Source organism: Bradyrhizobium sp. UFLA05-109 (assembly GCF_054185165.1).
This window is the reverse complement of record NZ_JBBIAR010000054.1, coordinates 1-21,790: the sequence shown is the minus strand read 5'-3', so window position 1 is coordinate 21,790 and position 21,790 is coordinate 1. Positions and strand designations below refer to the sequence as shown.

Annotated in this window: 18 protein-coding genes; 12 read left to right on the top strand and 6 right to left on the bottom strand. The window is 60.4% G+C overall.

Translation table 11 applies throughout. The annotated features are described in order from the left end of the window. Nucleotides 1–175: 175 nt before the first annotated feature. Nucleotides 176–4,234, bottom strand: a complete 4,059-nt coding sequence (locus tag Q3C01_RS31990; protein WP_458149289.1) for a helix-turn-helix domain-containing protein — start codon at nt 4,232–4,234, stop codon at nt 176–178. Between the two features lie 89 nt (nt 4,235–4,323). Here Q3C01_RS31990 and Q3C01_RS31985 point away from each other — a divergent pair, with 89 nt between their 5' ends. Next, nucleotides 4,324–4,938: a type IV toxin-antitoxin system AbiEi family antitoxin domain-containing protein gene (locus Q3C01_RS31985; protein ID WP_458149253.1), complete on the top strand. Its 615-nt coding sequence runs from the start codon at nt 4,324–4,326 to the stop codon at nt 4,936–4,938. Beyond that, nucleotides 4,935–5,858: a nucleotidyl transferase AbiEii/AbiGii toxin family protein gene (locus tag Q3C01_RS31980; protein WP_458149252.1), complete on the top strand. Its 924-nt coding sequence runs from the start codon at nt 4,935–4,937 to the stop codon at nt 5,856–5,858. Before Q3C01_RS31985 ends, Q3C01_RS31980 begins: the two co-directional genes overlap by 4 nt. A 428-nt stretch (nt 5,859–6,286) precedes the next feature. On the opposite strand, the gene Q3C01_RS31975 is transcribed toward Q3C01_RS31980, so the two are convergent. Together Q3C01_RS31975 and Q3C01_RS31970 are read right to left on the bottom strand one after the other, a co-directional pair. Next, nucleotides 6,287–6,706 (bottom strand): ArsC/Spx/MgsR family protein, encoded by a 420-nt coding sequence (locus tag Q3C01_RS31975; protein ID WP_458149251.1) that lies wholly within the window; start codon nt 6,704–6,706, stop codon nt 6,287–6,289. 137 nt (nt 6,707–6,843) lie between these two features. Continuing rightward, nucleotides 6,844–7,098, bottom strand: coding sequence for a hypothetical protein (locus Q3C01_RS31970; RefSeq protein WP_458149250.1), 255 nt, complete (start codon nt 7,096–7,098; stop codon nt 6,844–6,846). Between the two features lie 451 nt (nt 7,099–7,549). Here Q3C01_RS31970 and Q3C01_RS31965 point away from each other — a divergent pair, with 451 nt between their 5' ends. The 9 genes from Q3C01_RS31965 (at nt 7,550) to Q3C01_RS31925 (ending at nt 14,923) form a co-directional block, all read left to right on the top strand. Further along, nucleotides 7,550–8,242, top strand: coding sequence for a nitrogen fixation protein NifQ (locus Q3C01_RS31965; RefSeq protein WP_458149288.1), 693 nt, complete (start codon nt 7,550–7,552; stop codon nt 8,240–8,242). A 103-nt stretch (nt 8,243–8,345) separates the two neighbouring features. Next, complete coding sequence (locus Q3C01_RS31960; protein WP_458149249.1) at nt 8,346–8,741, top strand: Fur family transcriptional regulator; 396 nt, start codon at nt 8,346–8,348, stop codon at nt 8,739–8,741. Nucleotides 8,742–8,878: 137 nt separating this feature from the next. Further along, nucleotides 8,879–10,057, top strand: a complete 1,179-nt coding sequence (nifV, locus tag Q3C01_RS31955; protein WP_458149248.1) for a homocitrate synthase — start codon at nt 8,879–8,881, stop codon at nt 10,055–10,057. Nucleotides 10,058–10,193: 136 nt separating this feature from the next. Further along, entirely contained in the window at nt 10,194–10,520 is a 327-nt protein-coding gene (nifW, locus tag Q3C01_RS31950) for a nitrogenase stabilizing/protective protein NifW (protein WP_458149247.1), read from the top strand. Nucleotides 10,521–10,880: 360 nt separating this feature from the next. Then, on the top strand, nt 10,881–11,141 hold the full coding sequence (locus Q3C01_RS31945) for a hypothetical protein (RefSeq protein WP_458149246.1): 261 nt from the start codon (nt 10,881–10,883) through the stop codon (nt 11,139–11,141). Nucleotides 11,142–11,162: 21 nt separating this feature from the next. Continuing rightward, nucleotides 11,163–12,290 carry an electron transfer flavoprotein subunit alpha/FixB family protein gene (locus Q3C01_RS31940; protein WP_458149245.1) on the top strand — a complete coding sequence of 376 codons (1,128 nt, stop codon included), beginning with the start codon at nt 11,163–11,165 and terminating at the stop codon, nt 12,288–12,290. Continuing rightward, entirely contained in the window at nt 12,287–13,594 is a 1,308-nt protein-coding gene (locus Q3C01_RS31935) for an FAD-dependent oxidoreductase (protein WP_458149244.1), read from the top strand. Before Q3C01_RS31940 ends, Q3C01_RS31935 begins: the two co-directional genes overlap by 4 nt. 38 nt (nt 13,595–13,632) lie before the next feature. Continuing rightward, on the top strand, nt 13,633–13,929 hold the full coding sequence (locus tag Q3C01_RS31930) for a ferredoxin family protein (protein WP_458149243.1): 297 nt from the start codon (nt 13,633–13,635) through the stop codon (nt 13,927–13,929). Between the two features lie 178 nt (nt 13,930–14,107). After that, a complete protein-coding gene (locus Q3C01_RS31925) occupies nt 14,108–14,923 on the top strand; it encodes a class I SAM-dependent methyltransferase (protein ID WP_458149242.1) in 816 nt (271 codons plus the stop codon). Nucleotides 14,924–15,505: 582 nt separating this feature from the next. Here the strand turns inward: Q3C01_RS31925 and Q3C01_RS31920 are convergent. After that, a complete protein-coding gene (locus Q3C01_RS31920) occupies nt 15,506–15,895 on the bottom strand; it encodes a hypothetical protein (RefSeq protein WP_458149241.1) in 390 nt (129 codons plus the stop codon). Between the two features lie 196 nt (nt 15,896–16,091). On the opposite strand from Q3C01_RS31920, the gene Q3C01_RS31915 reads away from it, so the two are divergent. Then, nucleotides 16,092–16,577 carry a hypothetical protein gene (locus Q3C01_RS31915; protein WP_458149240.1) on the top strand — a complete coding sequence of 162 codons (486 nt, stop codon included), beginning with the start codon at nt 16,092–16,094 and terminating at the stop codon, nt 16,575–16,577. Nucleotides 16,578–16,930: 353 nt separating this feature from the next. On the opposite strand, the gene Q3C01_RS31910 is transcribed toward Q3C01_RS31915, so the two are convergent. Next, a complete protein-coding gene (locus Q3C01_RS31910; RefSeq protein WP_458149239.1) occupies nt 16,931–18,148 on the bottom strand; it encodes a TIGR02679 family protein in 1,218 nt (405 codons plus the stop codon). After that, on the bottom strand, nt 18,145–21,790 hold a 3,646-nt coding region (locus Q3C01_RS31905), incomplete at its 5' end, for a TIGR02680 family protein (RefSeq protein WP_458149238.1). The genes Q3C01_RS31910 and Q3C01_RS31905, both read right to left, overlap by 4 nt.

Sequence of the window (21,790 nt, the reverse complement as noted above, 5' to 3'; positions counted from 1 at the left end):
GTTTCGCATGGATGTCGTTTTTCGCGCCTTGGTCCCCTGGTCAAGGGCGGCCGAAGGCCGCCGCTTCGTGGTGAAACCCTTGAAAAGGGACCAAGACGCGACCTTTGCACTCCATCGAAATCGACGCCTCACTCCGTCGCTGTCCGCCCTTGAAAGCCACCTGGACTAAGTGATCCTATGGCTCCCAGTCGAGACGCTCGGCGTCCTCGTCGTGTCGACGCGCGTCCCCTTCGTACCTCTCCGCTAGAGCATCGAGCGCCTTAGCTGTATGAGGATGATCATAGGCGATCGCTTTGGCCCAGGTCCGGTACTTTGCAGCTTCCTGGCGTTCGAGTTCACCGCCATCGCCGGGCATGCGGGTGGTGACGCCGCGCCGGTTGCCCTTGCCGATCTGGAAGCCTTCGATCATGGGCTTGCTACGAAATAGATCGATCACCTCCCGAACAGGATCAGCCGGCCAATTGCCGTCCGAGCCCATCGGCGAAGCCGACAGCATGTTGCCGATACGACCATCGGCGACGTCCTCACGTCCTGCCGCCTTGGCCAGGGCTCGGGCCTCTTTGATCCATGCCTCCAATGCATTGCCGTCGATCATGCCGTCATCGCGTGTACCGGGGATCCGATTCCAAAGCTCCAGCAAGCGATAGGCCTGGGTGGCGACCGCTCGCGCATGCTCCGCGTTTTCGGGCTCCGGATCGACAACCCCACTTTCCTCGCTCGCCTTGTAGACCGCACTCAGCATTTCAATGAACAGCGACGGCTGTTCCGAGAGCGCCCTTAGCAGCGCCTTCGCCGGTCGGCGAGAATGCTCCAGCAGCCGAAGGTAGTTCCATTCTAGGGCGACGAGAGCGTTTCGGTCGACATCATTGCGCTCGTCGAGCAGTTGCAAGATCTCTGCGACGTAGTGTTGGAACGTGGTCGCCTCGTTGCTGTCGCCGTCATTTTCGAACGGTTGACGGGCGGCCTGCAGTACCTCGACCAGCAAGTCGGTCGGCAGATGAACCTTGTTGCCGCGCCCCGCGAGCGGGAGGGCGTGCCGGGCGCGGCCGACGCCGATCAATTTACGGATAACGTACGCGACATCTTTGCTGTCGTCGCTCATCCAGGACACTGGCGCGCGGCGCCAGTATGTTGTTTCGATTTCACCGCCGATGCTGGCGACCTGATCCCAGGTCCAGCGCTCGATTGGAAGGGCGCGTAGAATCGTCTGCAGAGTGGTGTCGCTCCAGCTTTCGGCTCTCGCCTTTCCGATCAGCGCCGCCGCCCAAGGCTCCTTGCGATCTCGGAAAATGGAGATAATCAGGCCGTGCGCCACGTCCCGCTCGCGGGCGTTGTCGCTCCGAACTGCTGCTTCGAGTAGGACGTCGAGCTCGCGTGCCGACAACCTGCTGTCATAGAGCGCCTTGCCAAGATAGCCCGCAGTATCAGTCAGTCTGGCAAGTGACAGCATGGCTGCGATCCCGCCCTTGGCGTAGACCGCCTGCGCGGCTTTCTGCCTCGCGGTCTCGACATCCCGCTGTTCCGCTTCCCAGCCCACACCTGAAGGCTTCGGCAGTTGAATCGACTGCTGAAAAAGCCAGGCAACCTGTTCGAGAAGATCGGTGGGGGCGAACCGGTCGTAGACCGCTTCTAGTCGATCCAACACTGCCGCTGGCAGTGACCACTCGGCGTCCGGAAATTGTCGGTGATGGTTGAGCACCCGCCGCAGCTTGTCCCAGAACATCGACCGATCGTTGCTGTCCGTAATCCGCGGCTCCGTCGCCTCAAGCGCCTCCAGCGCGGCGGCGGGGTCGGGCGCCAGATCCCCGAGGCGGTCGAGCAGAAGCGACCATCGCGCTGGGCTAAGCCCAACGTCGGCAAGCAGGCGCTCGCTGATCGCGGTAGTCCCCCGCCCAATCAGGGCCCAGGTAACCGTTTCCGCATTGTCGACAGTGAAGTCGCGCCAACGCGGCATGGGCGATGGCGTCGAGGTATCGTGCCCCCGGGGCAGGATACCGAGCATCAGCTTCCACGCAGCGTCTGGCTCCCGCTTTCTGATCAGATCTAGCGCGCGAAGCCGCTCGTCGAGCTTGGCATAGGTCTGCGGAAACCAGAGCAGATGGATCACGCGCAGGCTGTTTGCTGGGCCATTTGTGTACCGGCGAGGTTTGATGTCGATGGCGTCCAAGCGCGCCAGGACATGGGTCACCAGCGGCATCCAGTCTGGCGACCAGGCGAGGGCTTCTAGAGCCCACATCAAGTCGGACAGGTGCTCAGCACCGAACACTCCACCCTCGTCGTGGCCAAAGAGAGCGCCGATGGGAGGGGCGTTCTGGTCGAGACTGTTTTCGACTGCGCTCAGGAAGGCGCCCGGCGACGCCTCGGCCAATAGACGAAAGTCGCGGGAGAGCGACCACCACCGTCGCTGATCCGCGTTCTGAAGCAGCTTTCCTACAATGGCGTCGGCCCGCCGAGCGACGTCAGGCGCAGCGCGAACTCGGTCGCCCCACAGGGCGAGCATGATGAGGACCTGACCAATGCCATGACGCAGCATGCCCGAGTAGTCCCGGTGAATGCCGCGAACGGCGGCCATCCAGCGCTCGCCGGGATCCATGTCGAAGCGCGGGTCCGCCGACCCTAGGACGGCGTACGCCGCGGCCTCAAACCGCTTTATGTCGGCGCTCGTCAGGTAGTGCGCGAGCAGAAACCAAGCGTCTGACGGAGAGGCGACGCGCCAAGTCGAACCGATCTTCTGCAACAGGCTGTCGAATTGGCCAATGTATGGCGTTAGAGCGGCGATCACGGTGTCATAAGGCTGATCGGCGAGCTCCGAGAGCCGAGCCCGATCAGCTCCGGCGTTTTCATCCCAGCCTCCAGCCAAGAGCGCCGCGAGTAGAGCCTGGGGCGGCGGCTCCTCCGCCCATTTTGGAAGTCGCCCAGGAGCCCCAGGAATCAAACGACGTAGGACGGCGAGGTTGCGAGCACTGTCGCGGGCGAGCGACTTCGCACGCGGCTCGGCAATGCCGGCACCTGTCAACGCGCTGGCGATCCCTTCGCGTGACGGTCGGGCAAGCGTGCGGACTTCTCCGCGGGGCACCGGACGCTCGTCGTAGGCCTGCAGGACAAAGTGGCCGCGCTCCGCAAGACTCCGGGCTAGACCAGGCTCCGGCTCTGTTAGTAGCAGGATAAGAGGCGCGGGAGCATTGGCCAGAGCCCGGGCCGCAGCGGCGGTAGTCGCAACGAGACAGCGGGCGCGGTAGGCGGTCGCCAAGTCGTGGGGCAGCTCGCTGAGAGTGGCGTGGAAGAACGCCACTACCTCTTCCGTCGTGGTCGCCTGGAGGGAAAAAACGGACGGCTCGCCGCGAAGCCAACGTAGGATTTCGGCGGCGTCCTGATCCCGGTCCCTGAGAACCAGGTCCTCCGTCAGAGGCCATTGGGTCGCAAGCGACCATTCCTCCCAAACCTCTTCGAGCTCTCGCGTCCCGGGTGGCCGTTTGTCCAGACGGGTCGCAAGCCAGAGTCCGACGGCGGGCGTTTGCTCGATCCAGTGAACTAGGTCGTCGGCGTCATAGGCGAGAACCTTTTGCCAGGGACCTTCATCCTGGCGCGTTTTTGCCCACGCGTTCTTTTGCGGCCAGTGGCGCGGAGTGACGAATACATAGGTTGCGTTGGTAGGGTCGAGCGGCTCGGGTTTGGCCGTTCGCTTTCGGTAATCGTCACTGGCCTTCTGGACGACGTTTTGGCGCTGAGCACCGATCTCCCATCCCGCCTCGCCTACAGGCACATAAGCACTGCCGACCACAGTCGAGGTAAGCCCGTCCCAGCCAGGATGCCGGACGCCCTCGTCGGCGGGGAAGCGAAGTTGAGCCGCTGGACCGAGGGTAGCGTGGATCAGGTGTGCTAGAAGGGTCGGCAGGCTGACAGCGCCATCGGTACGGTTGGCCCAGTCCGAAAGATCTTCAGCGGTGACCCATCTGATCGGTGCGCCGGGACGATCCGACTTGGTAATGATTGGCACGGCCGGCCCTATGACGGCGCCAGCGGGCAGGAACCGAATACCAGCCCCTTCAAGGGCGCCACGGATAGCTTGGGCATTATTTGCCACGGGCGTCCGCTGGCCGCGCTCGAAGTCGGCGATTGTCGAGGTCGCCACCCCAGCCGCCTTCGCGAGATCTCGCTGCGACCATGCAAGGAGAGCACGTGCTGCCCGCACGTGCTTCGGTGTGAGATCAGAATGAGAACTCGAAGAGGCCATGTCATAGAATATATATGACATCAGCTAATAAATCCAGAATGTTCCTTTTTGTTGACAATTGGTGATTTCTGCCGACAATTGATAACAATATGGCCGAACGTCAGCTTAATTATCGCGAGCGCGCCCTCAGCATCGCCCGGACTCGGGGAATTGCGCGTGCGCGAGATTTCAAGGCTGCCGGCATCCCACTCGTCTACCTAAAGCGCCTCACCGACGCCGGCGATCTTGTCCGCCTCGGTCGCGGCCTCTACCAAGACCCCGAGCGCGTCGGGCAAGACATCGCGCACAATCTGGCTGAGGCAGCGCGTTTGGTACCAAACGGCGTCGTCAGCCTGGTCAGCGCCCTTCGTCAGCACGAGCTGACCACCCAACTGCCGCATGCTGTCTGGATGACCATACCTCACAAGTCCCGCACGCCGAATGCGCCGGGTCTTCGGCTGGAAATTGTCCGTGCGACCGGCGAAGCCCTAACGGCTGGCGTCGAACACGTCGAGGTGGAAGGTGTGCAGGTGCCAATCTACGGTGTCGCGAAAACTGTCGCCGATTGCTTTAAGCATCGCCGCCACGTCGGCGAGGACGTGGCGATCGAAGCTCTCCGCGACGCTTTGCAAAAGAGGAAGACCACTCCGAGCGAGCTAATGAAGTTTGCGGCCATCGACCGCGTCGCAAGCCGGATCGGGCCTCTTATCAAGGTCATGCAATGACGGGCAAGATCGTCAAGGATCCAGCCGCGTCGATCCGGGCCAAACTTCTCGCGCACGCTAAACAGCACCGTGACGATTTCGGACGCTTGCTGACGCGCTACGCTATCGAACGCCTGCTGTTCCGTCTCAGCCAGACAGACGCCGCCGAGCGCTATGTGCTCAAAGGCGCGATGCTGTTCGTCACCTGGCCCAAGCATGCCTTTCGCCCGACTGGAGATCTCGACCTCCTCGGCTACGGCGATCCCGATCATGCAGCGCTCGCCGAGCTCTTCACGCGCATCTGCCAAGTGGAGGTCCCCGAAGACGGCATCGTTTTCGACCCAGCCACACTGAAGACCGAGCCCCTCCGTGAAGCCGACAAGTATCAGGGCACTCGGTTGAGTTTGAAAGGGCGTCTAGCCGGGGCGGTCATCCCTGTGCTGGTTGACATCGGCTTCGGAGACCGCGTCTATCCGCCGCCGAAGCGCGAGAACTTCCCAAGCCTACTGCCAGGCCTTCCGCAGGCGAACATCCTAATGTACCCACCCGAAACCGTGGTCGCCGAGAAGTTCGAGGCGATGGTCCGCTTCGGTGAGATCAACGGCCGGATCAGGGATTTCCACGACATCTGGGTCACGACACGCACCTTCCCCTTCGACCTGTCCAGCGTGGTCGAGGCAGTCGGCGGGACGCTTCGGCGCCGAGAGACGGCGTTCCCGACCGACATGCCTGTGGGCCTCACCGAGGCATTTGCCGCCATCGCGGAAGAGCGCGGGTTATGGACCGGCTTCCTCCGCCGGACTCCGCCGAGTTTTGAGCCGCCGCCGTTTCCACAACTACAGGAGAATCTGCGGCGCTTCTTCGGCCCCGTCATCGACAGCCTCAGCGTGCCGGAGGGTGCGAAGGGCCGGTGGGATCCGGACGCCGGAGCATGGCGCTAGTGTTAAGCCACAGCACTTCAACAGTGAGCCCGAGACGCGCCACAAAAGCAGATCATCCGCCACGCGCGGGCGAAGATGTGGTGCGCCATCTCGAAACGTTCGCGGCTGGTGTTCGCTCGGGCGACATCTCCGCGTAAGGCGTGTACAAATAATCAGAGCGGGCTTGCGCGAAACTATCCCGCCCGCCGATACTCCCAAATACAATCTAGCAGCGTCTCATCAAGATCAGGCAGTGGCAAAAGGGTCATGCCTTGATTGAGATCGTGGGCAAAAAGCAAACCGTTGGATCGCGCCACGAGTTTGCGCCTTATTCCGGCATTCTGATCCGTCCAACGCGCCAGACTGGCAAAACTTTCTGAGAAAAAAAACGCATTCACATCGTGGTAGATTTCCTCACAGCGCTGTAGACCACCTACGAAGCAAACACATCACACCTCCGCACACCGCGGCCGCGACGCCGTTTGCGTTCGCGCGCAGTTCTGAAGCTCTCGCCTCGGGCTTGAGCCCAGCAGCGATGGTACCGGCTCGCGGTCAAATCCGGCACATCTTGCGTTATTGGCTTCGATCAGCGGACGCCTGATCAGCAGCGGATCGTAGAGCATCAAGGCGATCGCACTGGCTGCGTCGATCGCCTCCGGATCGACCTCGCCCGACGTCACGCGCGGCGCGGCTGGGTTGAACCAGGACCGAACCGGCGTGATACCGAAGAATGTGCGTAGATCGGACGCGGTCCAGAGTTCGGTCAGCAAGCTCTTTGCAACGACATGATGACCCGCTGCCTCCAACGCGCAAATTTGGCGCGCATTCGTGCGGCAGCCAGGCTTCTGCCAAAACAAAACAGTAGTCATGTCCAAGATTCCTTTTTCATCAGGCGAAGCCGGATCGCTGGCGCGGCTTTGCCGTGGCCCAAGATGGTGTTGACCTTCTTCCCCATGCCCTCAAGCAGCGTCAACAGTTTGATAACCGTGCCTTGGTTCGCCCATCCTCACACGCGCTCAGGTGCCCCCATCTCATCGGACGTGTCGGTGACGATGTGAACGCGGGCACCTCCGAGCTTTCCGGTGAGTTCGTCAATCGTCCGCAGCTCTTCAGCAAAGTGAAACGAGCAGCATCGGGGTGAGTCAGTTGATACTCGCGCATAGGCCTCTTCAGGCGTGGCCAGCACATGGGCCTCGATTTCGTCATGAAGCATGAATTGCAACGCCGCGTGGGTGATTTTGTCCTGATTGACCTCGAACACGCGCCGTCGTCGACGGCCTTGGCTGTCGCGACGCCTCGTGTCGCCTCCTATTCAAATCGTGTCACGATGCAGAGTTAGCAATTTCCGTTCCGCTTGTGCGGTTGCATCAAAATCGCACTTTCAGAGCCGCAATCCTTGTCCTGTTTCTGACAGAGTAACAAAAAGGTTTGGCGCAGCGCCCGTCGATTGCGTCTGTCGACCATTTTCGAGCATGGTCGGGCGCTTAAAGCACGCGCGGCGAATGGCACGCTAGTTGCTGTTTGGATGCGGCAACTTCGAGTGAGGGCTGAGACCACGCCAGCGCGTATGGCGAGCGCTGTTCTCTTTCCCGACGCCCGTGTGCTCAGGTTTTTCAGAGAGAAACAATGTCGCGGCGGCACGCATCAAGGCTGATAGGATCCAACCAATGGAGTTGTCCGTGACTGCATCGCAAGAGGGGCTAATCGCTGCGATGTCGACTCCGTCGAGTGGGACTCCCGCTGACAGGCTGCTTGTCGGGATTGAACTCTACCGAGTTCTAATTGGCTGCGATCCGGCAGACGCTGACGTAACGGATAATGACCAGTTTGACCGGCATGTGTTCGCCTCAGTTCTTTGTGCCGCTGTTATGGATGGAGGGCCGCTTCCGGAGCGCACGGGCCTGACCGCGGAGGAACTCAATGAACTCCTGGCACAATGTTTCCTATCTGCGCCCGTGCCGGCCATCATCTCGATGGAAAACTCCGGTTCAGCCAGTGACGAAGAGATCATGCTGCGCGACCTCCTGCTCGGGCAGCGATCGGCCGAGAGCGAGATCAGTCGCTGGCTCGCAGCGATGGTCGCAAGGCGTGCGATGGAACCGAACCATTTGTGGGAAGAACTCGGATTACGCGAGCGGGCCGAGTTGACGCGCTTATTGATGCGCCATTTTGCGCCGCTGGCGGCGCAAAACACCAAAAACATGCGCTGGAAGCGCTTCTTCTATCGCAGCTTGTGCGAGAACGAAGGTTTGGTGATGTGTACGACGCCAGTGTGTACGCAATGCTGCGACTTCAATCACTGTTTCGGTGAGGAGAGCGGCGAGAGCAGGATGGCGGAGCGTCGCCGCGAACATTTGCAGAGAATCGAAAGTCATGCCGGAGCCGCAGGCCATCCGCGGGCGTGAGCAATCGAGTATGCGCTCCGCCAGAAGCTGCGAAGCACCCCCGCATGCTGTGATGCCCGGACCCTTGCGCTTTGGCTTTGCCGGAAATTGCGCAAAAGCGTGCATGCGGCGGCTGCGTGATGCGGGCCTGCAGCCGACGCGCCGGCGCGTGCTGCTGGCTCAGTTGCTCTTCGCAAGGGATGATCCCCACGTCACTGCCGAGATGCTCTTCAGAGAATCGATCGAAGCCAACGTCAAGCTCTCGGTTGCGACCGTATACAACACGCTGAACCATTTCACGCAAGCTGGCTTGTTGCGCCGGATCACGCCAGACGGCTCAAAGTCCTTCTTTGACATCGATCCGAGCATGCATCCGCATTTCTATCTCGTCGGCGAAGACATTTTGATCGATATCCCCGAAAAGCTCCAGCTTGCGCGGACGCCCGAGGCCTTACCGGACCACGAGATCTCGCGGCTGGAGATCATCGTCCACATTCGTCGCACGCCGACCGATATCTGATATGTGTGGCTTTCGACATTGTTTCATTTGCGACAAGTGGGGCGCTGGTTAGAAGTGGAGTGATTTCAAGCGGTTCGTCAACCACCGCCCTGGCACGGCTGTTGCTCACGATTCAACGGGAACAACGGAATCCGCACATGGCCTTCGGTGGAACGACTCTGTCCGGCAGCTCGCAGACACGACAGATAGTCCTGAACGACACCACGTTACGCGACGGCGAGCAGGCCCCCGGCGTGGCCTTCACAACGGCGGAAAAAGTATCGATCGCACGCGCACTGGCAAAGGCCGGGATCACCGAGATCGAAGCCGGTACGCCGGCGATGGGCCATGAAGAAGTCAGCGCGATCCGCGCTATTGCCGAAGCCGGCCTAGCCGCCACAATCATTGGTTGGTGCCGGATGAAGTCTTCCGACGTCGATGCGGCAATCGATTCCGGCGTCTCAATGGTCAATGTCTCGATCCCATCCTCCGACGTGCAAATCGCGGCCAAGCTCGGCACCGACCGGGCTGCCGCGCTCGAGCAAGTAAGGCGGGTCGTCGGTTACGCTCGCGACAACGAGCTCGATGTCGCAGTCGGAGGCGAGGATTCCTCGCGCGCCGACGTCAACTTTCTGATCGAGCTGATCACCGCGGCAAAAGACGCGGGCGCCCGGCGCTTTCGTGTCGCCGATACGCTCAGCGTGCTCGACCCGGACGCAGCCTTTGCGCTGGTGGCGGCGCTGCGTGCCACAACCGATCTCGAGCTTGAGTTCCACGGCCACGACGATCTGGGTCTCGCGACCGCTAACACGCTTGCCGCAATCAAGGCCGGCGCAACGCATGCCTCGGTCACCGTGATCGGCCTCGGCGAGCGTGCGGGCAACGCGCCGCTGGAGGAGGTCGCTGTCGCGCTCGAACAGCTTTATAGATGCAACACGGGCGTTGTGCTCCCGGAGCTGGACAATGTCGCGGCTGTCGTCGCGGCCGCTGCGGTCCGTAGCGTTCCGCTCAATAAGGCGATCGTCGGTGAGCATATCTTCACCCACGAATCAGGCATCCATGTCGATGGCCTCCTGAAGGACCAGCGCAGTTATCAGGCGCTCGATCCGCAGCTGTTCGGTCGCTCTAACCGCTTTGTCGTCGGCAAACATTCAGGGCTGGCCGCTATCACAGCGCTGCTGAACGAATTGCAGCTTTCCGTGAGCGCCGAGGAAGGCAAGGCAATCCTTGCGCGCGTTCGGCAGCATGCCGTCGAGCATAAGGGCGGGGTCGCGCGCGAGACTGTGATGGCGATCTGGCGCGAGGTCCGCGAGCGCTCGATGCTCAACGGAATGTGAGGCCGCCGTGTCCCGAATAGTCGCCATCTCTGTCATAGAGGAGCTCGCCGCCACGCCAGCGGTTTGCCACCCGTTTGATGAGCATGCGTCGCCACCCGTCATTGGGCCACGGTAGAAGAAACGATGGAGAAGACGAATGGCTGACGGAATCCTTTCGCGGTTGAGCAAGGCGGCTGCGGCCGAGGAGTTTTTTGACGTACTCGGCGTCAAGTACGATCCCAAAGTTGTCAACGTGGCTCGGCTCCACATACTGCAGCGCATGGGGCAGTATCTCGCAGACGAAGACCTGACCAGCGCGACCGATGCAGCGGTCGCAGAACGTTGTAAGGCCGTGCTGGAGCGGGCATACACGGATTTCGTTGGTTCCTCCCCAATCGATCAACGCGTTTTCAAGGTCCTCAAAGAAGCGACCGCGCCACAGGCGAAGAAAACGACAAGTTTGGTGCAACTGGAGACGTTTTAGCGACAGCACGTCGTCTTTACCCGGCCTAAAAAGTTCTCGCTCGTTTTATAGTGGTGAGGACCGGAATACGCAGCGTAGCCTCAGATTGCTCGGAGGCCGTTGCGTCTGCAAGACCTCGCAACGCTACGTCGTGCTAACACTCCTTTGCGGTGACTGTATTGGCGTGGAGTGACCGGACCTAATGCCTCTGTTCGGTCTCCGACGCGTGTCGCCGCATCTTTGTCAGCTCTAGTGCTTCCGGCTGAACGAAAGTCATGCCGCCGTTGTCGTAAGCCTCTGTATTGATATTCGATTTCGATTGCGGCCACAGTTGGTACGACACTTGCTGTCTGCATTCGCAGCAAAGCCCTGGAGAATCGCATGCATATCGACGTCTACCACAAGCATCTCGCGGCTTCCGGGCGGATTCGAGTGCACGCTGTGCGCAAGACCATCATGCTTCAGAGGGGGAAAGGCCTTCTGCGGCTTGCCGTCAACGCTGACGCTTCTTTGGACCGGAGCTGCGCGGCAATGGCAGCTGTAACCGAGATCCGCGCGATGGATGGCCGCTGTGCTGAGAGAGATGATCGTCAAGCGCCAGACGAACCCGGAAGCCGATCTCACGGCTTGGCGCTCGACTAATAAAGCAAGGAAATCAATACCATGAGCTCTGCATCCAAAAGTCGCGCTCCGGCCGTCGCCTCTGGGCGCGCCGCGACCAAGAAGGAGCTGCCCGATCGCTTTAAGGCTTACAAGCACGTCTGGGTTTTCGTCGAGCAGGAACGTGGTGTTGTGCACCCCGTGTCCTGGGAACTCATGGGTGCCGGCCGCAAGCTCGCCGATAAGCTCAAAGTTGATCTCGCCGCTGTCATCATCGGCCCGGAGGGCGAGGCTACGCAGCAGGCCGCGGCCCAGTCCTTCTGCTATGGCGCCAACCTCGCATACATGGTCGCGCACAGTATCTTGGCTGACTATCGCAACGAGTCCTACACCAAGGCCCTGACCGATGTCGTCAACACCTACAAGCCGGAGATCCTGCTATTGGGAGCCACTACGCTCGGCCGCGATCTCGCGGGCTCGGTCGCCACTACGCTGCTGACGGGACTTACTGCGGATTGCACGGAGCTCGATGTCGACGCTGATGGATCGTTGGCTGCGACGCGACCGACCTTCGGCGGCTCTTTACTCTGCACGATCTACACGCTGAACTACCGCCCGCAAATGGCTACCGTCCGCCCCCGCGTGATGCCGATGCCAAAGCGCGTCGTACGCCCGGTCGGCCGCATCATCACCCATCCACTCGGTCTCGTCGAAGACGACATCGTTACAAAAGTTCTCTCCTTTCTGCCCGACCGCAACTCAGCAAAATCAAATCTTGCTTATGCCGACGCGGTCGTTGCGGGCGGGCTTGGGCTTGGATCACCGGAGAACTTCAAGCTGGTACACCAGCTCGCGTCCGTGCTTGGGGCCGAATACGGCAGTTCGCGACCGCTCGTGCAGAAGGGCTGGGTCACCTCTGATCGCCAGATCGGCCAGACCGGCAAGACGATCCGACCAAAACTCTACATCGCCGCCGGCATTTCGGGGGCGATCCAGCACCGTGTCGGCGTCGAAGGGGCTGATCTGATCGTGGCCATCAACACCGACAAGAACGCGCCAATTTTCGACTTCGCTCATATAGGCATCGTTACCGATGCCATACATCTCTTGCCGCCGCTCACCGACGCGTTCCGCGCGCGGCTGTTGCCACATTCCCGCGACCGGAAGCAGATCGAAGGAGTCCGATCATGATCGAGGAAAAGTTCGATGCCATCGTCGTTGGCGCAGGCATGGCCGGTAATGCCGCAGCGCTCACAATGGCCGAGCGTGGCATGAAAGTATTGCAGCTCGAGCGCGGCGAATATTCCGGCTCAAAGAACGTGCAGGGTGCGATCCTCTATGCCGACATGCTGGAGAAGCTTGTTCCTGATTTCCGTGACGAGGCTCCCCTTGAGCGACATCTGGTCGAGCAGCGCTTCTGGATGATGGATGACCGCTCGCACACCGGCTTGCACTACCGCTCCGAGGACTTCAACGAGGACAAGCCGAACCGATACACCATCATCCGCGCTCAGTTTGACAAATGGTTCTCGCAAAAGGTTCGCGAAGCCGGCGCCACAGTATTATGCGAAACGACGGTCACCGACCTGGTCCGAGATGCCCACGGCAACGTGACCGGCGTACGGACCGATCGCCGCGACGGGAAGATCCAGGCTGACGTCGTCGTGCTGGCAGAGGGGGTCAATGGCGTGCTCGGTACGCGCGCCGGCTTACGCGAGCGGCCGAAGCCCGAGAAGGTTGCGCTCGCAGTCAAGGAAATGCACTTCCTGCCGCGGGAAACCATTGAATCGCGCTTCAATCTGAAGGGTGACGAAGGCGTGGTGATCGAAGCTGTAGGCACGATTTCTCGCGGCATGACCGGCATGGGCTTTATCTATGCCAACAAGGAATGCATCTCGCTGGGTATCGGCTGTTTGGTCGCCGACTTCCAGCGCACCGGCGAGACCCCTTATGGCTTGCTCGATCGCTTCAAGCGGCATCCTTCGGTCGCGCCTCTGATAGAAGGCTCCGAGGTGAAGGAATATTCTGCCCATCTGATCCCCGAGGGCGGCTTCAAGGCGATCCCGCAACTCTACGGCAAGGGCTGGGTCGTGGTCGGTGACGCCGCGCAGCTTAACAACACAATTCATCGCGAGGGATCAAACCTCGCTATGACATCGGGCAGGATCGCGGCGGAAGCGATCCTTCAGATCAAGTCGCAGAACCAACCGATGCTCCCGCAGAACCTGGCGCTGTACAAGAAAAAGCTCGATGAATCCTTCGTGATCAAGGATCTAAGGAAGTACAAGGATATGCCGGCGCTGATGCACACCCGGTCGCAAAACTTCTTTCTGACCTATCCGCAACTCGTCTCCAAGGCTATGCAGAACTTTCTGCGTGTCGACGGTACGCCGAAAGTCGAAAAGGAGAAGCTCACACTTAAATCGTTCACCAAGGCGCGCTCGCGGAGCGGTCTGTTCGGCGATGCCTTTGGCCTCATGCGCGCTTGGCGGTGAATGGCGAAATAGCAGGGACCAACGACGGAGACCAAACTATGTCGATCGAGCAATCCATGCGTGTCGAGGACAAGCTATTCTACAACCGCTACCTCGTCGATACCGGCCGTCCACACATCAAGGTGCGGCCGCACACCAAGCCATCGCGGCAGCTTTTGTCGATGCTCAATGCCTGCCCAGCGCGCTGCTACGAACTCAACGAACAGGGCCAAGTCGAGTCCACCGTCGATGGCTGCGTCGAATGTGGCACTTGCCGGATCATTTGCGAGGAGACCGGCGACATCGAATGGAGCTATCCCCGAGGCGGCTACGGTGTGCTGTTCAAGTTCGGCTAAGCCAATACAGCGGCTTTCGCAACGATCGGAAACAACGTCCAAACTTCGAGGCAGCTTCCGTTGGACTGGCCGCTGGCTAGACCGCGATAATAATCGGGTCATCGACCGAACGGCAGGGCTCACCAAGGAGTCTGCGCATGGTCAGAGCAGATCTAATTCAATCATCGCAGAGGGCTCGATGACGACCAAACATCTCACCTCCTACGTCCTGAGAGGTGAAGAGGAGGGGCGGGCGCGTCTTGCAGTGATTGCCCGTGTGCTGGCTGAGCCGACGCGCTTACTGCTCGATCGGTCCGAACCGCTCGAGGGCTGCACGGCCGTCGATGCGGGCTGTGGTGGTGGTGATGTGACATTCGAACTGGCAAAAAGGGTCGGCCGAGCCGGCCAAGTCATAGGTCTTGACCTCGACGAAGACAAAATCGTCCTCGCGCGAGCAGAGGCGAGGCGGCGTGGCATCCCCAATGTCGAATTCTGCTGCGCAAACGTCATACAGCATTGGCCGGTGCACGGCGCGTCGCTGGTAAGCGTGCGGTTCGTCCTTACCCATCTCGCCGATCCTGGCCAGGCGCTCGGACAGGCGTACGAGGCGCTACGTCCTGGGGGCATGATCGTGGTGCAGGATATCGATTGTGAGGGTGAGTTCTGCGATCCGGCGTCGGCGGCATTTCAGCGCAAAGGCCAACTCTTTGTTGAGGCGGTGCGGCGACGTGGCGGTGACCCCTTGATCGGCCGCAGGCTTCTCCGTCTTCTCGAAACCGCTGGCTTCTCTAATGTTCATTCCTCAATGGTCCAGCCATACGGGCGAAATGGCGACGTCAAACGTGTCCCATTGCTGACTTTCGCGGCTAATCGCGATGCGCTGATTCAGTTGGGGCTCGCTAGTATCCAGGAGATCGGCGGCATCACAGCCGAGCTCGAAGCGTACCTCGATAGGCCTGACACGACCGTCGGGCTGCCACGCATCTTTCATGCTTGGGGACGAAAGCCGCCGTGAAGCTTTGAGTTTGCCGCTTACTATCCAACCAGACTCCAGCCGGCATCGTTCGGCAACGCGTGGGAGGCCGGCGCGCCTGCACCCGTCCTTGCCTGGGCCGAGCGCGCGTACTGCGCCCATCAGCGAACGCAGACGGTTACGAAAGTTTCTGAGCGTTTCCTCACCACCCCACTTCACGAAACGATGTAGGCCAGGACAAAAGTGTGACGACGACGATCAGTGAGGATCTTGCTGCCATGCGCAGTCATCGTAACCGCATCCACCGCTATCGCCGTTTACTTCAATGTCAGCCGAGTGACCTCGAGCGAAAATATCTCGAGCAACGTTTGTCCGACGAGCGCTGTGCTTTCGACGCACTAGTGGCAAGTAGTTTTCCCCTGGTTTTCAGAATCCCCGCATGAAGCCGTTCGAAACCATCTGTTCGCGTCACATCAAAGGTCGCCCCCATGTGCCTGGGGTCGCCTAGATTCCGGTGCCACTCAATTGTCTTGGGATCAAACGCGCTGCGCTAGAGGCCGAATTTGCCGCATGCCAAGTCGTTGTGCCTCTCGCTGGACGGTTCGCCTTCCGCGAGCCATGCGCTCAGCAAAGGGTCTGCACATCATCACCGCTGTACGCAAAATAGGATTCTTCATTGCAGTCGAATATATGGGCTTCACGACGCGTGACTTTCACTGAGAAGCGAGTGTCGTGATCGAAGCCGCTGTACGCCTTTGAGCGGTTCGCCATAAGCTTGAAATGAGACTCCTCTCCCTGGTGGTATAGGTTCGGCAACTCGTCGCTGGCTCCAAAATGGGTCATGTGATCATATCCGCTAACTCGGTCCTCCCGCACCAAGGCGCTGATATCTTGGGCGTCAGCCTCGTAGTCGTACACCCCGATGACAAGACGCTGGAGGCTATGAGCCAATGCGACCGCCGCAGCGGTCGCCCGGATACGCGAATTCACATTGTCTTCTTGCTGATTGGCCATCGAGACTAGGCTGAGGGCTCTAGTCCCGAAACGCGCCGAGCCCACCTGTCGATAACTTGGTAAAATTCGCGCCGATATTGGCAAACGGTGCGCTGAACCGCGAATGGGGTGAAATCGCGTCCGAGGAGGGCTTGAATCGGACGTTGCGTCAAGTTGTACGTAGCGAGCCAAACCGGTTCCAGAAGATATAGCCAGAATGACACAATCCTTCTTTGTTACTACAGTATGTGCGGTATTCGGCTTGATTGGGATGAGTGGAGGTGCGCTCGCGGACTCAATCGGGCACTACGACTGCACCACGGTCGCGACAGCTCGTGAGCCGGTGGGCGATCGGAATGAACACGACATCGTCAGCTTCCAATATACTTGTCGTGGCGTAGATGGGTTATTCAAGGACGCCATAGTCACAGCAATATCTGTCGTTGAGTGTGATAACGAGGAGGGAACCTACCTGGCCTCTTTTGGTCTTCACCGCTCGCCCGTTGGCTTTGCGGCTGAGCAGCTCTTGGATGGCATCGGCTACATTGTCATGGACGGCGACACAGCTGTTAGCGTCGAAGCGTACGGTAAGACGTCGTTTAAGTTTGCATCGGGTAACTTGGCCGATCTCACAGAAAAGACCGTCAAATTCACGGCCACGCCGACCGGATTGGGACGATTCAAGCTAGAGTTTACGGACTGAACTGGTCGTCAACCGAAGTCGTCGTTGTCCACTTGCAAGTAGCAAGAGATCGCTGACTTGTCTCCGATATTAGCTAAAACGTTCCGGCTTTGAAGGTTCGGGATCAGCTAACTCTTAATCAGCTGGTCCCAGGTTCGAGCCCTGGTGCGCCCACCATTTCAATGGCTTAGCTAGCAAAACCGTTTGAGCAGCTGATTTCTCAAACGGTCCTTTCTTGCAAACAGCGATCAATCGGCGCGCGACGATGCGATGGGCTACGTCGTGGCTTAACTCGGTGCAGAACCGACGAGATCTGCTTCATCGTCGACGTAACGCGGTCGATCGTCCGGACAGGAGTGTGTTCTCGGATGTAGTCAGGCGTGTCGCGATTCTTTGCCCAAAAGGTCGACGATCCGCTCGGCGATGGCCTCCTCCTCGATCTTGATTCCGGTCGTCATCATGGCCGTGGTGAGGTCAGCATCCCATGAGGCAATGACGGGCCGTCCGTTGAGCGGTATTGCGGGGTGAGGAGCGCTTTTGGCGGCGGCAACGTAGTCTGCCGCTGAGAAAAGCCACGGTACGGCGCCGTATTTCGCAATTACGTAGTTGGCGATCGAAATTCCTGGCCAATCGTAGTCGCCATGGTATCGCAGGTCTGCCCCGGATTCTTTGAGCTGTTTTAGAATGGTCCGCTGAGCCGCCCCGAGGTGGCCGTCGACGCAAACGACCGGAGGGCAAGCGGTCCTGAGCTGGTCGGCCAGGATAGCGACGAGATTCGGATTCTCGCACACCAAAATGGGTCTGCTCGCCACCGCCCAGTCCGGCGGCCGCCGCGTCAGAAGCCGAAGCGACGCGTATTGTGGTTCTCCGGGTGAGACTGCCAATCCGCTGCACGGCACGTTCAAGAACAAGGCGGGCCTAGCGAGTTCGTTTACCAGGACACCTACCGCTGCCCATGTATCGCGGTCATCGCCTGTGTCGGTTGAAGAGCGGCTTCGAAGGACGGCCAGCGTGAGAGTGGCGACCGGGCGGGCGCTGTCGAGTCCGTGAGCGTCTCCGAGATGCTCCGCCGCGATTTGGGCGCGCGCCACTCCCGCAGCGGGAAGCCGTCTGAGGATGTCTTCGGTTTGTTTGCAGATAAGGGACGCGGAATCCGGTTGATTGCCTGATAAGCGTTTCAGGACGCCAAAGTTGAGCGGCGAGGCCAAATAGGCGATCAGATCGGCATGCGAGCAGCCGGCCAGAACGGCCGCCCAACTGTCGCGAATCCTGTTCAATTCGGTTTCGCGGTGGATGATCGGACCGTCAAGAAGTTCGAGCGCAGTTCGAAGAGATGGTGCGATACCGGCATCGGATAGCGCTCGGTCGACTGCGCTGACGTCGATGGAGATTGAGGCCGCCACGCCGCCTCCGCGGCCGACCATGGACGCGAGTGCGGCGCGTTCCGTTTCGTTCAGCTTGCCCACCTGGATCGTTGCGAGCTTACCGTCGGCCGGTCCGAGCTCGTAGCGCCGGCGCAGCCGCGCGCGCAAATCGGAAAGCTCGGCACGGCCGAGAAGCCGGACCAGGCGTTCGTCTATAGTTGATGTCATGCGCTACGGTTTAGCATCAGCCGCGCCGGCTCTTCCATCTTTGAGCGCGTCTTTCCGTCCCATCGCCAGCGGGAGACGTGAATGGCGTCGAACTTGTCGTGTCTCTGGATTTGGCAGATCGCGACGCCCGGAAGCGTCTTATAGCAGGCCCATTCGCGCTCGCTCGTGATAACGAAATCCAGATCGAACTCGTGGATCAGGCCCATGCAGTGTGCCCGAACGCCGTCGTCGATGCCGGCGAACGCTTCATCCAACAGGACGAGGCGCGGCCGGGTGCTGTGCTCGTCACCGTAGAAGCTTGCGACTGCAGCGAACATGGGTATCGTGAGCCCCAACGCACGTTCGCCGCCGGAGGCGGGCTGGGAAATAGAAATCCACTTGCCCATTGCGTTGCGCTCAACAACGAAGCGGTGCCACTGGCGATAGTCGAGGGCAGCGGAAAGCTGCTCGCGCAGACTGCTGCCGCCAGACTCTTCGGCCTTCAGCCGTTCTTCCTCGATGCGTCGCTGTAGCATGGCCCCGATCGCCTGCCTGTCATTTTCGGTCCAAAGATCCGCGTTCGTCTTGAGGAGACGCTTGCGGGCGTCCTCCAGATCGGCAGGGGCACCTTGCGCTTCAGTAAGCGGGATCCACCGCAGGCGGAAATAGGTGCCCGTTGAGGTCGGACGTTTCTCGATTTCTGCGTTGACCCTTTCGACGTACTGTTCGGCGTCCTGAATGAGATTGCGGATTTGGACGGACATCTCCGACTGGAGGTGGTCCTCCAGAATCTTCGTCTCGCTTTCGGTGAGAAGGGTCCGGCGCTGCGTGATCTCAGTGTCGATCTGGGCGAGGACCTCGGCAGGAGACAGTCCGGTCTTGTTCTGGACTGCGATGGTGACCACCAGACCGAATCCGTCGACATTGTTACTGTAGGGGACGTATCCTAGTTGAGCGAGTGCATTCTGGAGATCGACGAATTCGCTATAGATCTTGGACTGCAGGCCGTCCCACTCGTTGTCGCGGATGTCGCTAAGCGCCTGATTCAGGTCTGCGGCAAGCCCCCGCGTCTCGTCGACCGTCCATGTGCGGCCGATGTCAGGGAACGGTACGTTGGGGGCGCCGGCGGCCATCAGGCCTGTTGCTGCGAGCGTTTGCAGATTGCTTGCCGCTCGCTGCCGTTCCTCTACACGCGTCGCCAATGCTCGGGTCGCAGTTTCGTGTGCACCGACGGCCTGGGTATGGATGGCCACCGCCGAGAGCCGGCGATCGTCCGTGCTCTCCACGTCGGCCTTGGCGTCGTCGAGCCGCTTTTGCGCACCAATGAGGCGGCGTTCCCACTGTTCGGAAGACGCTCCCACGCTTTCCTTGAGAGCGTCGTATACGGCGCGCGCGGATGTCGCAGATATCGCCGCGGCCTTGACGTCTTCTGCTGAGGCGTGATGGCGGCTACGGGCGGTTTCCACACGCTCGTTGGTGTCTTGAAGGCTTTGCGCAGCGCGGATGGAATTCGAGCAATGTTCGACGACGACGAGATGGGCGTCGCTGAGGGTATCGCAAGTGTTGCGGGCATGTTCGAGAGCTCGCTTGTCGCACGGAAGATCGGTGTCGAGCGCCGCTTGCTCGGCGGACTTCCTGCACGCGCTCAGAGCCTGTCGTGCGACCGCGGTATCGTTTGCCCTCGTTCTGACGTTTTCAGTTGCCCGGTGCAGATCGTTGGTCGCTGAGCGCACGCTGTCGTGCGACTTGCGGAGATTGGTGTCCGGCGGGCAGGTCCTCTCGACCTGTTCGATGGCCTCGGTCGTGGCGGCATTGCTCGTAATCGCGGTTTCGAGACCGGCAAGTTGCTCGCCGAGACCAGCCGCGATGGCTTCGAGCTCTTGGATCCTTTTCAGTCTGGCTCTCTCCCGGGCGGAATGACCAATGTACGTGGCGCGGGATTTCTCCCATGTGCCCGAGAGTGCGCCGAGGCGGAAGTGGCCGGCCGGCGATACCCACATCTCGGCGCCGTCGTCGGTGTCGGTGCAGGAGACTGCGCACAGAAAAGTCTCGACGGCATCCTGGACCGACGGATCGCCGCAGTGAACAAGCCAGTCGGCGAGGGTCCTGCCGGTGACCAAGGGCCTCGAAACAAGCGACACATCGTGCTCGGTCTCGCCGATGAACATCCTGCCGTCGGGAAGGATCCACGCGTCCAGGAGTCCGGATGCCTCAAGTGCGGCTTCGAGGCCGGCCCGAACGCCATCGTCAGCTTCTGATAAAAAGTCAACAGCCTGCCACAAGGCTTGGCCCGGGCGGCTGTCGCGATCAGCCTTGCGTGTGTGCGGGATGGGAGGACGCTCAAATGATCCGGTCTGCAGATCCGCGATCTGCTTTGTCACCGATTCCAGTTCCGCGCCTACCGCAGCCTCCTGATGTTTCAGCTCGGCCAGCGCCTCCGTCAGCCGCTTGTATGCATGACGGCACTTGGCGATGAGCTCGTGCGCGGCCGGGTTTTCGCCCTCGAGCGAGTGAGCCCATTCGACGAGGGCATCCACGACGTCCTCGGTCGCTATTGCCATGAGATGTCCGCAGCCCCCGAGATGGCGGCGCCACGCCGCGCCGAGAGCGTCGATCTCATCGGTCAGCGCATTCTCGGCGGCAGCGAGAGTCTTGCGGGCTTCGTCAAGGAGACCACGTGCCACATTCTCGTCGCGCTCCGCGCTCGCCATTGCTGAAATCTTGTTGTCGACGTCGCGGAGCAACTCGACAACCGCATCAATGCTACTTCTGCGACCCCTGATCGCGGTCAGCAGATTACCACGCTCGGATTGCAGAGAGGTTTGCCCATCGCGCACAAGTTCGTTCGGCCAAACGGAGTAGGACTTCGCATGCTCAAACTGCGCGACCATGCCGACGGATCTAGCGAGATCGAGCGCCTTATGTCGATTGACGGCAAGGGTCTCCGTCGCACGGTCAAGGTCGGCCCCTGCCGTTTGCTGGCGTTCGGACTCTGTCTTCAGATCTGCAGCCGCCGTTGCGGAACGTTTCTCGGATGCAGTCAGCCGCTCCTCAGCCTCATCCGCCAGGTGCCGTTTGGTCGCAAGATCTGCCGCCTTCAGGCCGTCGGGATGCTGAAGGATGCCCTTGTATGCCGCGTCCGCGGCTTCGGCCTCGCGTTTCGCAGTGATGTTGGCGGTTTCAGCCGCTGTCGATTCATCAAGGGCAGAGGCCAATTGCGCGGCGGCTATGTTTACCTCCGCGCTTGCTTCTTCGAACTTGGTTCTCGCGGCACGGACCTCGCGCGCAAACGTGCGAACCCGCGCGCCTGCGTAGCGGCGATAGGTTCGTTCAAATTTTCCGATGGCGGCGTGGGCCAATTCATAGGATTTGAGCTGGCTGCGATCCTCTTCAAGGCGGCTCATGGCTTCCGCGATGGTGTCGATCATTTCGGCCGCGACCGGCGGTAGGGCGGCAGTCAGGGCGTTGGAAAGACGCGTCTCGTCGGGGGTCTTTGTAAGCTGCGGATGGCGAAGCTGAATGAGGGTGTCGACCAGGATGCGGTAACGTTCCTCGCCGAGTTGAAAAAGTCTTTGATCCACGGCACGGCGGTAGTCGTCGGCGCGGTCGAAGAAGTGTCCGCCTTTGTCAGCGAGCTCATCCTTCAGCTGAGTTCGCCGAAGC

Bases quoted from the DNA above. Each gene is read 5' to 3' on its own strand.
- Q3C01_RS31965 (WP_458149288.1), top strand. From the start codon at position 7,550: ATGTCGACTCCGTCGAGTGGGACTCCCGCTGACAGGCTGCTTGTCGGG.
- nifV (WP_458149248.1), top strand. From the start codon at position 8,879: ATGGCCTTCGGTGGAACGACTCTGTCCGGCAGCTCGCAGACACGACAG.
- Q3C01_RS31920 (WP_458149241.1), bottom strand. From the start codon at position 15,895: ATGGCCAATCAGCAAGAAGACAATGTGAATTCGCGTATCCGGGCGACC.
- Q3C01_RS31960 (WP_458149249.1), top strand. From the start codon at position 8,346: ATGCGGCGGCTGCGTGATGCGGGCCTGCAGCCGACGCGCCGGCGCGTG.
- Q3C01_RS31940 (WP_458149245.1), top strand. From the start codon at position 11,163: ATGAGCTCTGCATCCAAAAGTCGCGCTCCGGCCGTCGCCTCTGGGCGC.
- Q3C01_RS31975 (WP_458149251.1), bottom strand. From the start codon at position 6,706: ATGACTACTGTTTTGTTTTGGCAGAAGCCTGGCTGCCGCACGAATGCG.
- Q3C01_RS31915 (WP_458149240.1), top strand. From the start codon at position 16,092: ATGACACAATCCTTCTTTGTTACTACAGTATGTGCGGTATTCGGCTTG.
- Q3C01_RS31985 (WP_458149253.1), top strand. From the start codon at position 4,324: ATGGCCGAACGTCAGCTTAATTATCGCGAGCGCGCCCTCAGCATCGCC.
- Q3C01_RS31925 (WP_458149242.1), top strand. From the start codon at position 14,108: ATGACGACCAAACATCTCACCTCCTACGTCCTGAGAGGTGAAGAGGAG.
- Q3C01_RS31990 (WP_458149289.1), bottom strand. From the start codon at position 4,234: ATGGCCTCTTCGAGTTCTCATTCTGATCTCACACCGAAGCACGTGCGG.
- nifW (WP_458149247.1), top strand. From the start codon at position 10,194: ATGGCTGACGGAATCCTTTCGCGGTTGAGCAAGGCGGCTGCGGCCGAG.
- Q3C01_RS31980 (WP_458149252.1), top strand. From the start codon at position 4,935: ATGACGGGCAAGATCGTCAAGGATCCAGCCGCGTCGATCCGGGCCAAA.
- Q3C01_RS31945 (WP_458149246.1), top strand. From the start codon at position 10,881: ATGCATATCGACGTCTACCACAAGCATCTCGCGGCTTCCGGGCGGATT.
- Q3C01_RS31935 (WP_458149244.1), top strand. From the start codon at position 12,287: ATGATCGAGGAAAAGTTCGATGCCATCGTCGTTGGCGCAGGCATGGCC.
- Q3C01_RS31910 (WP_458149239.1), bottom strand. From the start codon at position 18,148: ATGACATCAACTATAGACGAACGCCTGGTCCGGCTTCTCGGCCGTGCC.
- Q3C01_RS31930 (WP_458149243.1), top strand. From the start codon at position 13,633: ATGTCGATCGAGCAATCCATGCGTGTCGAGGACAAGCTATTCTACAAC.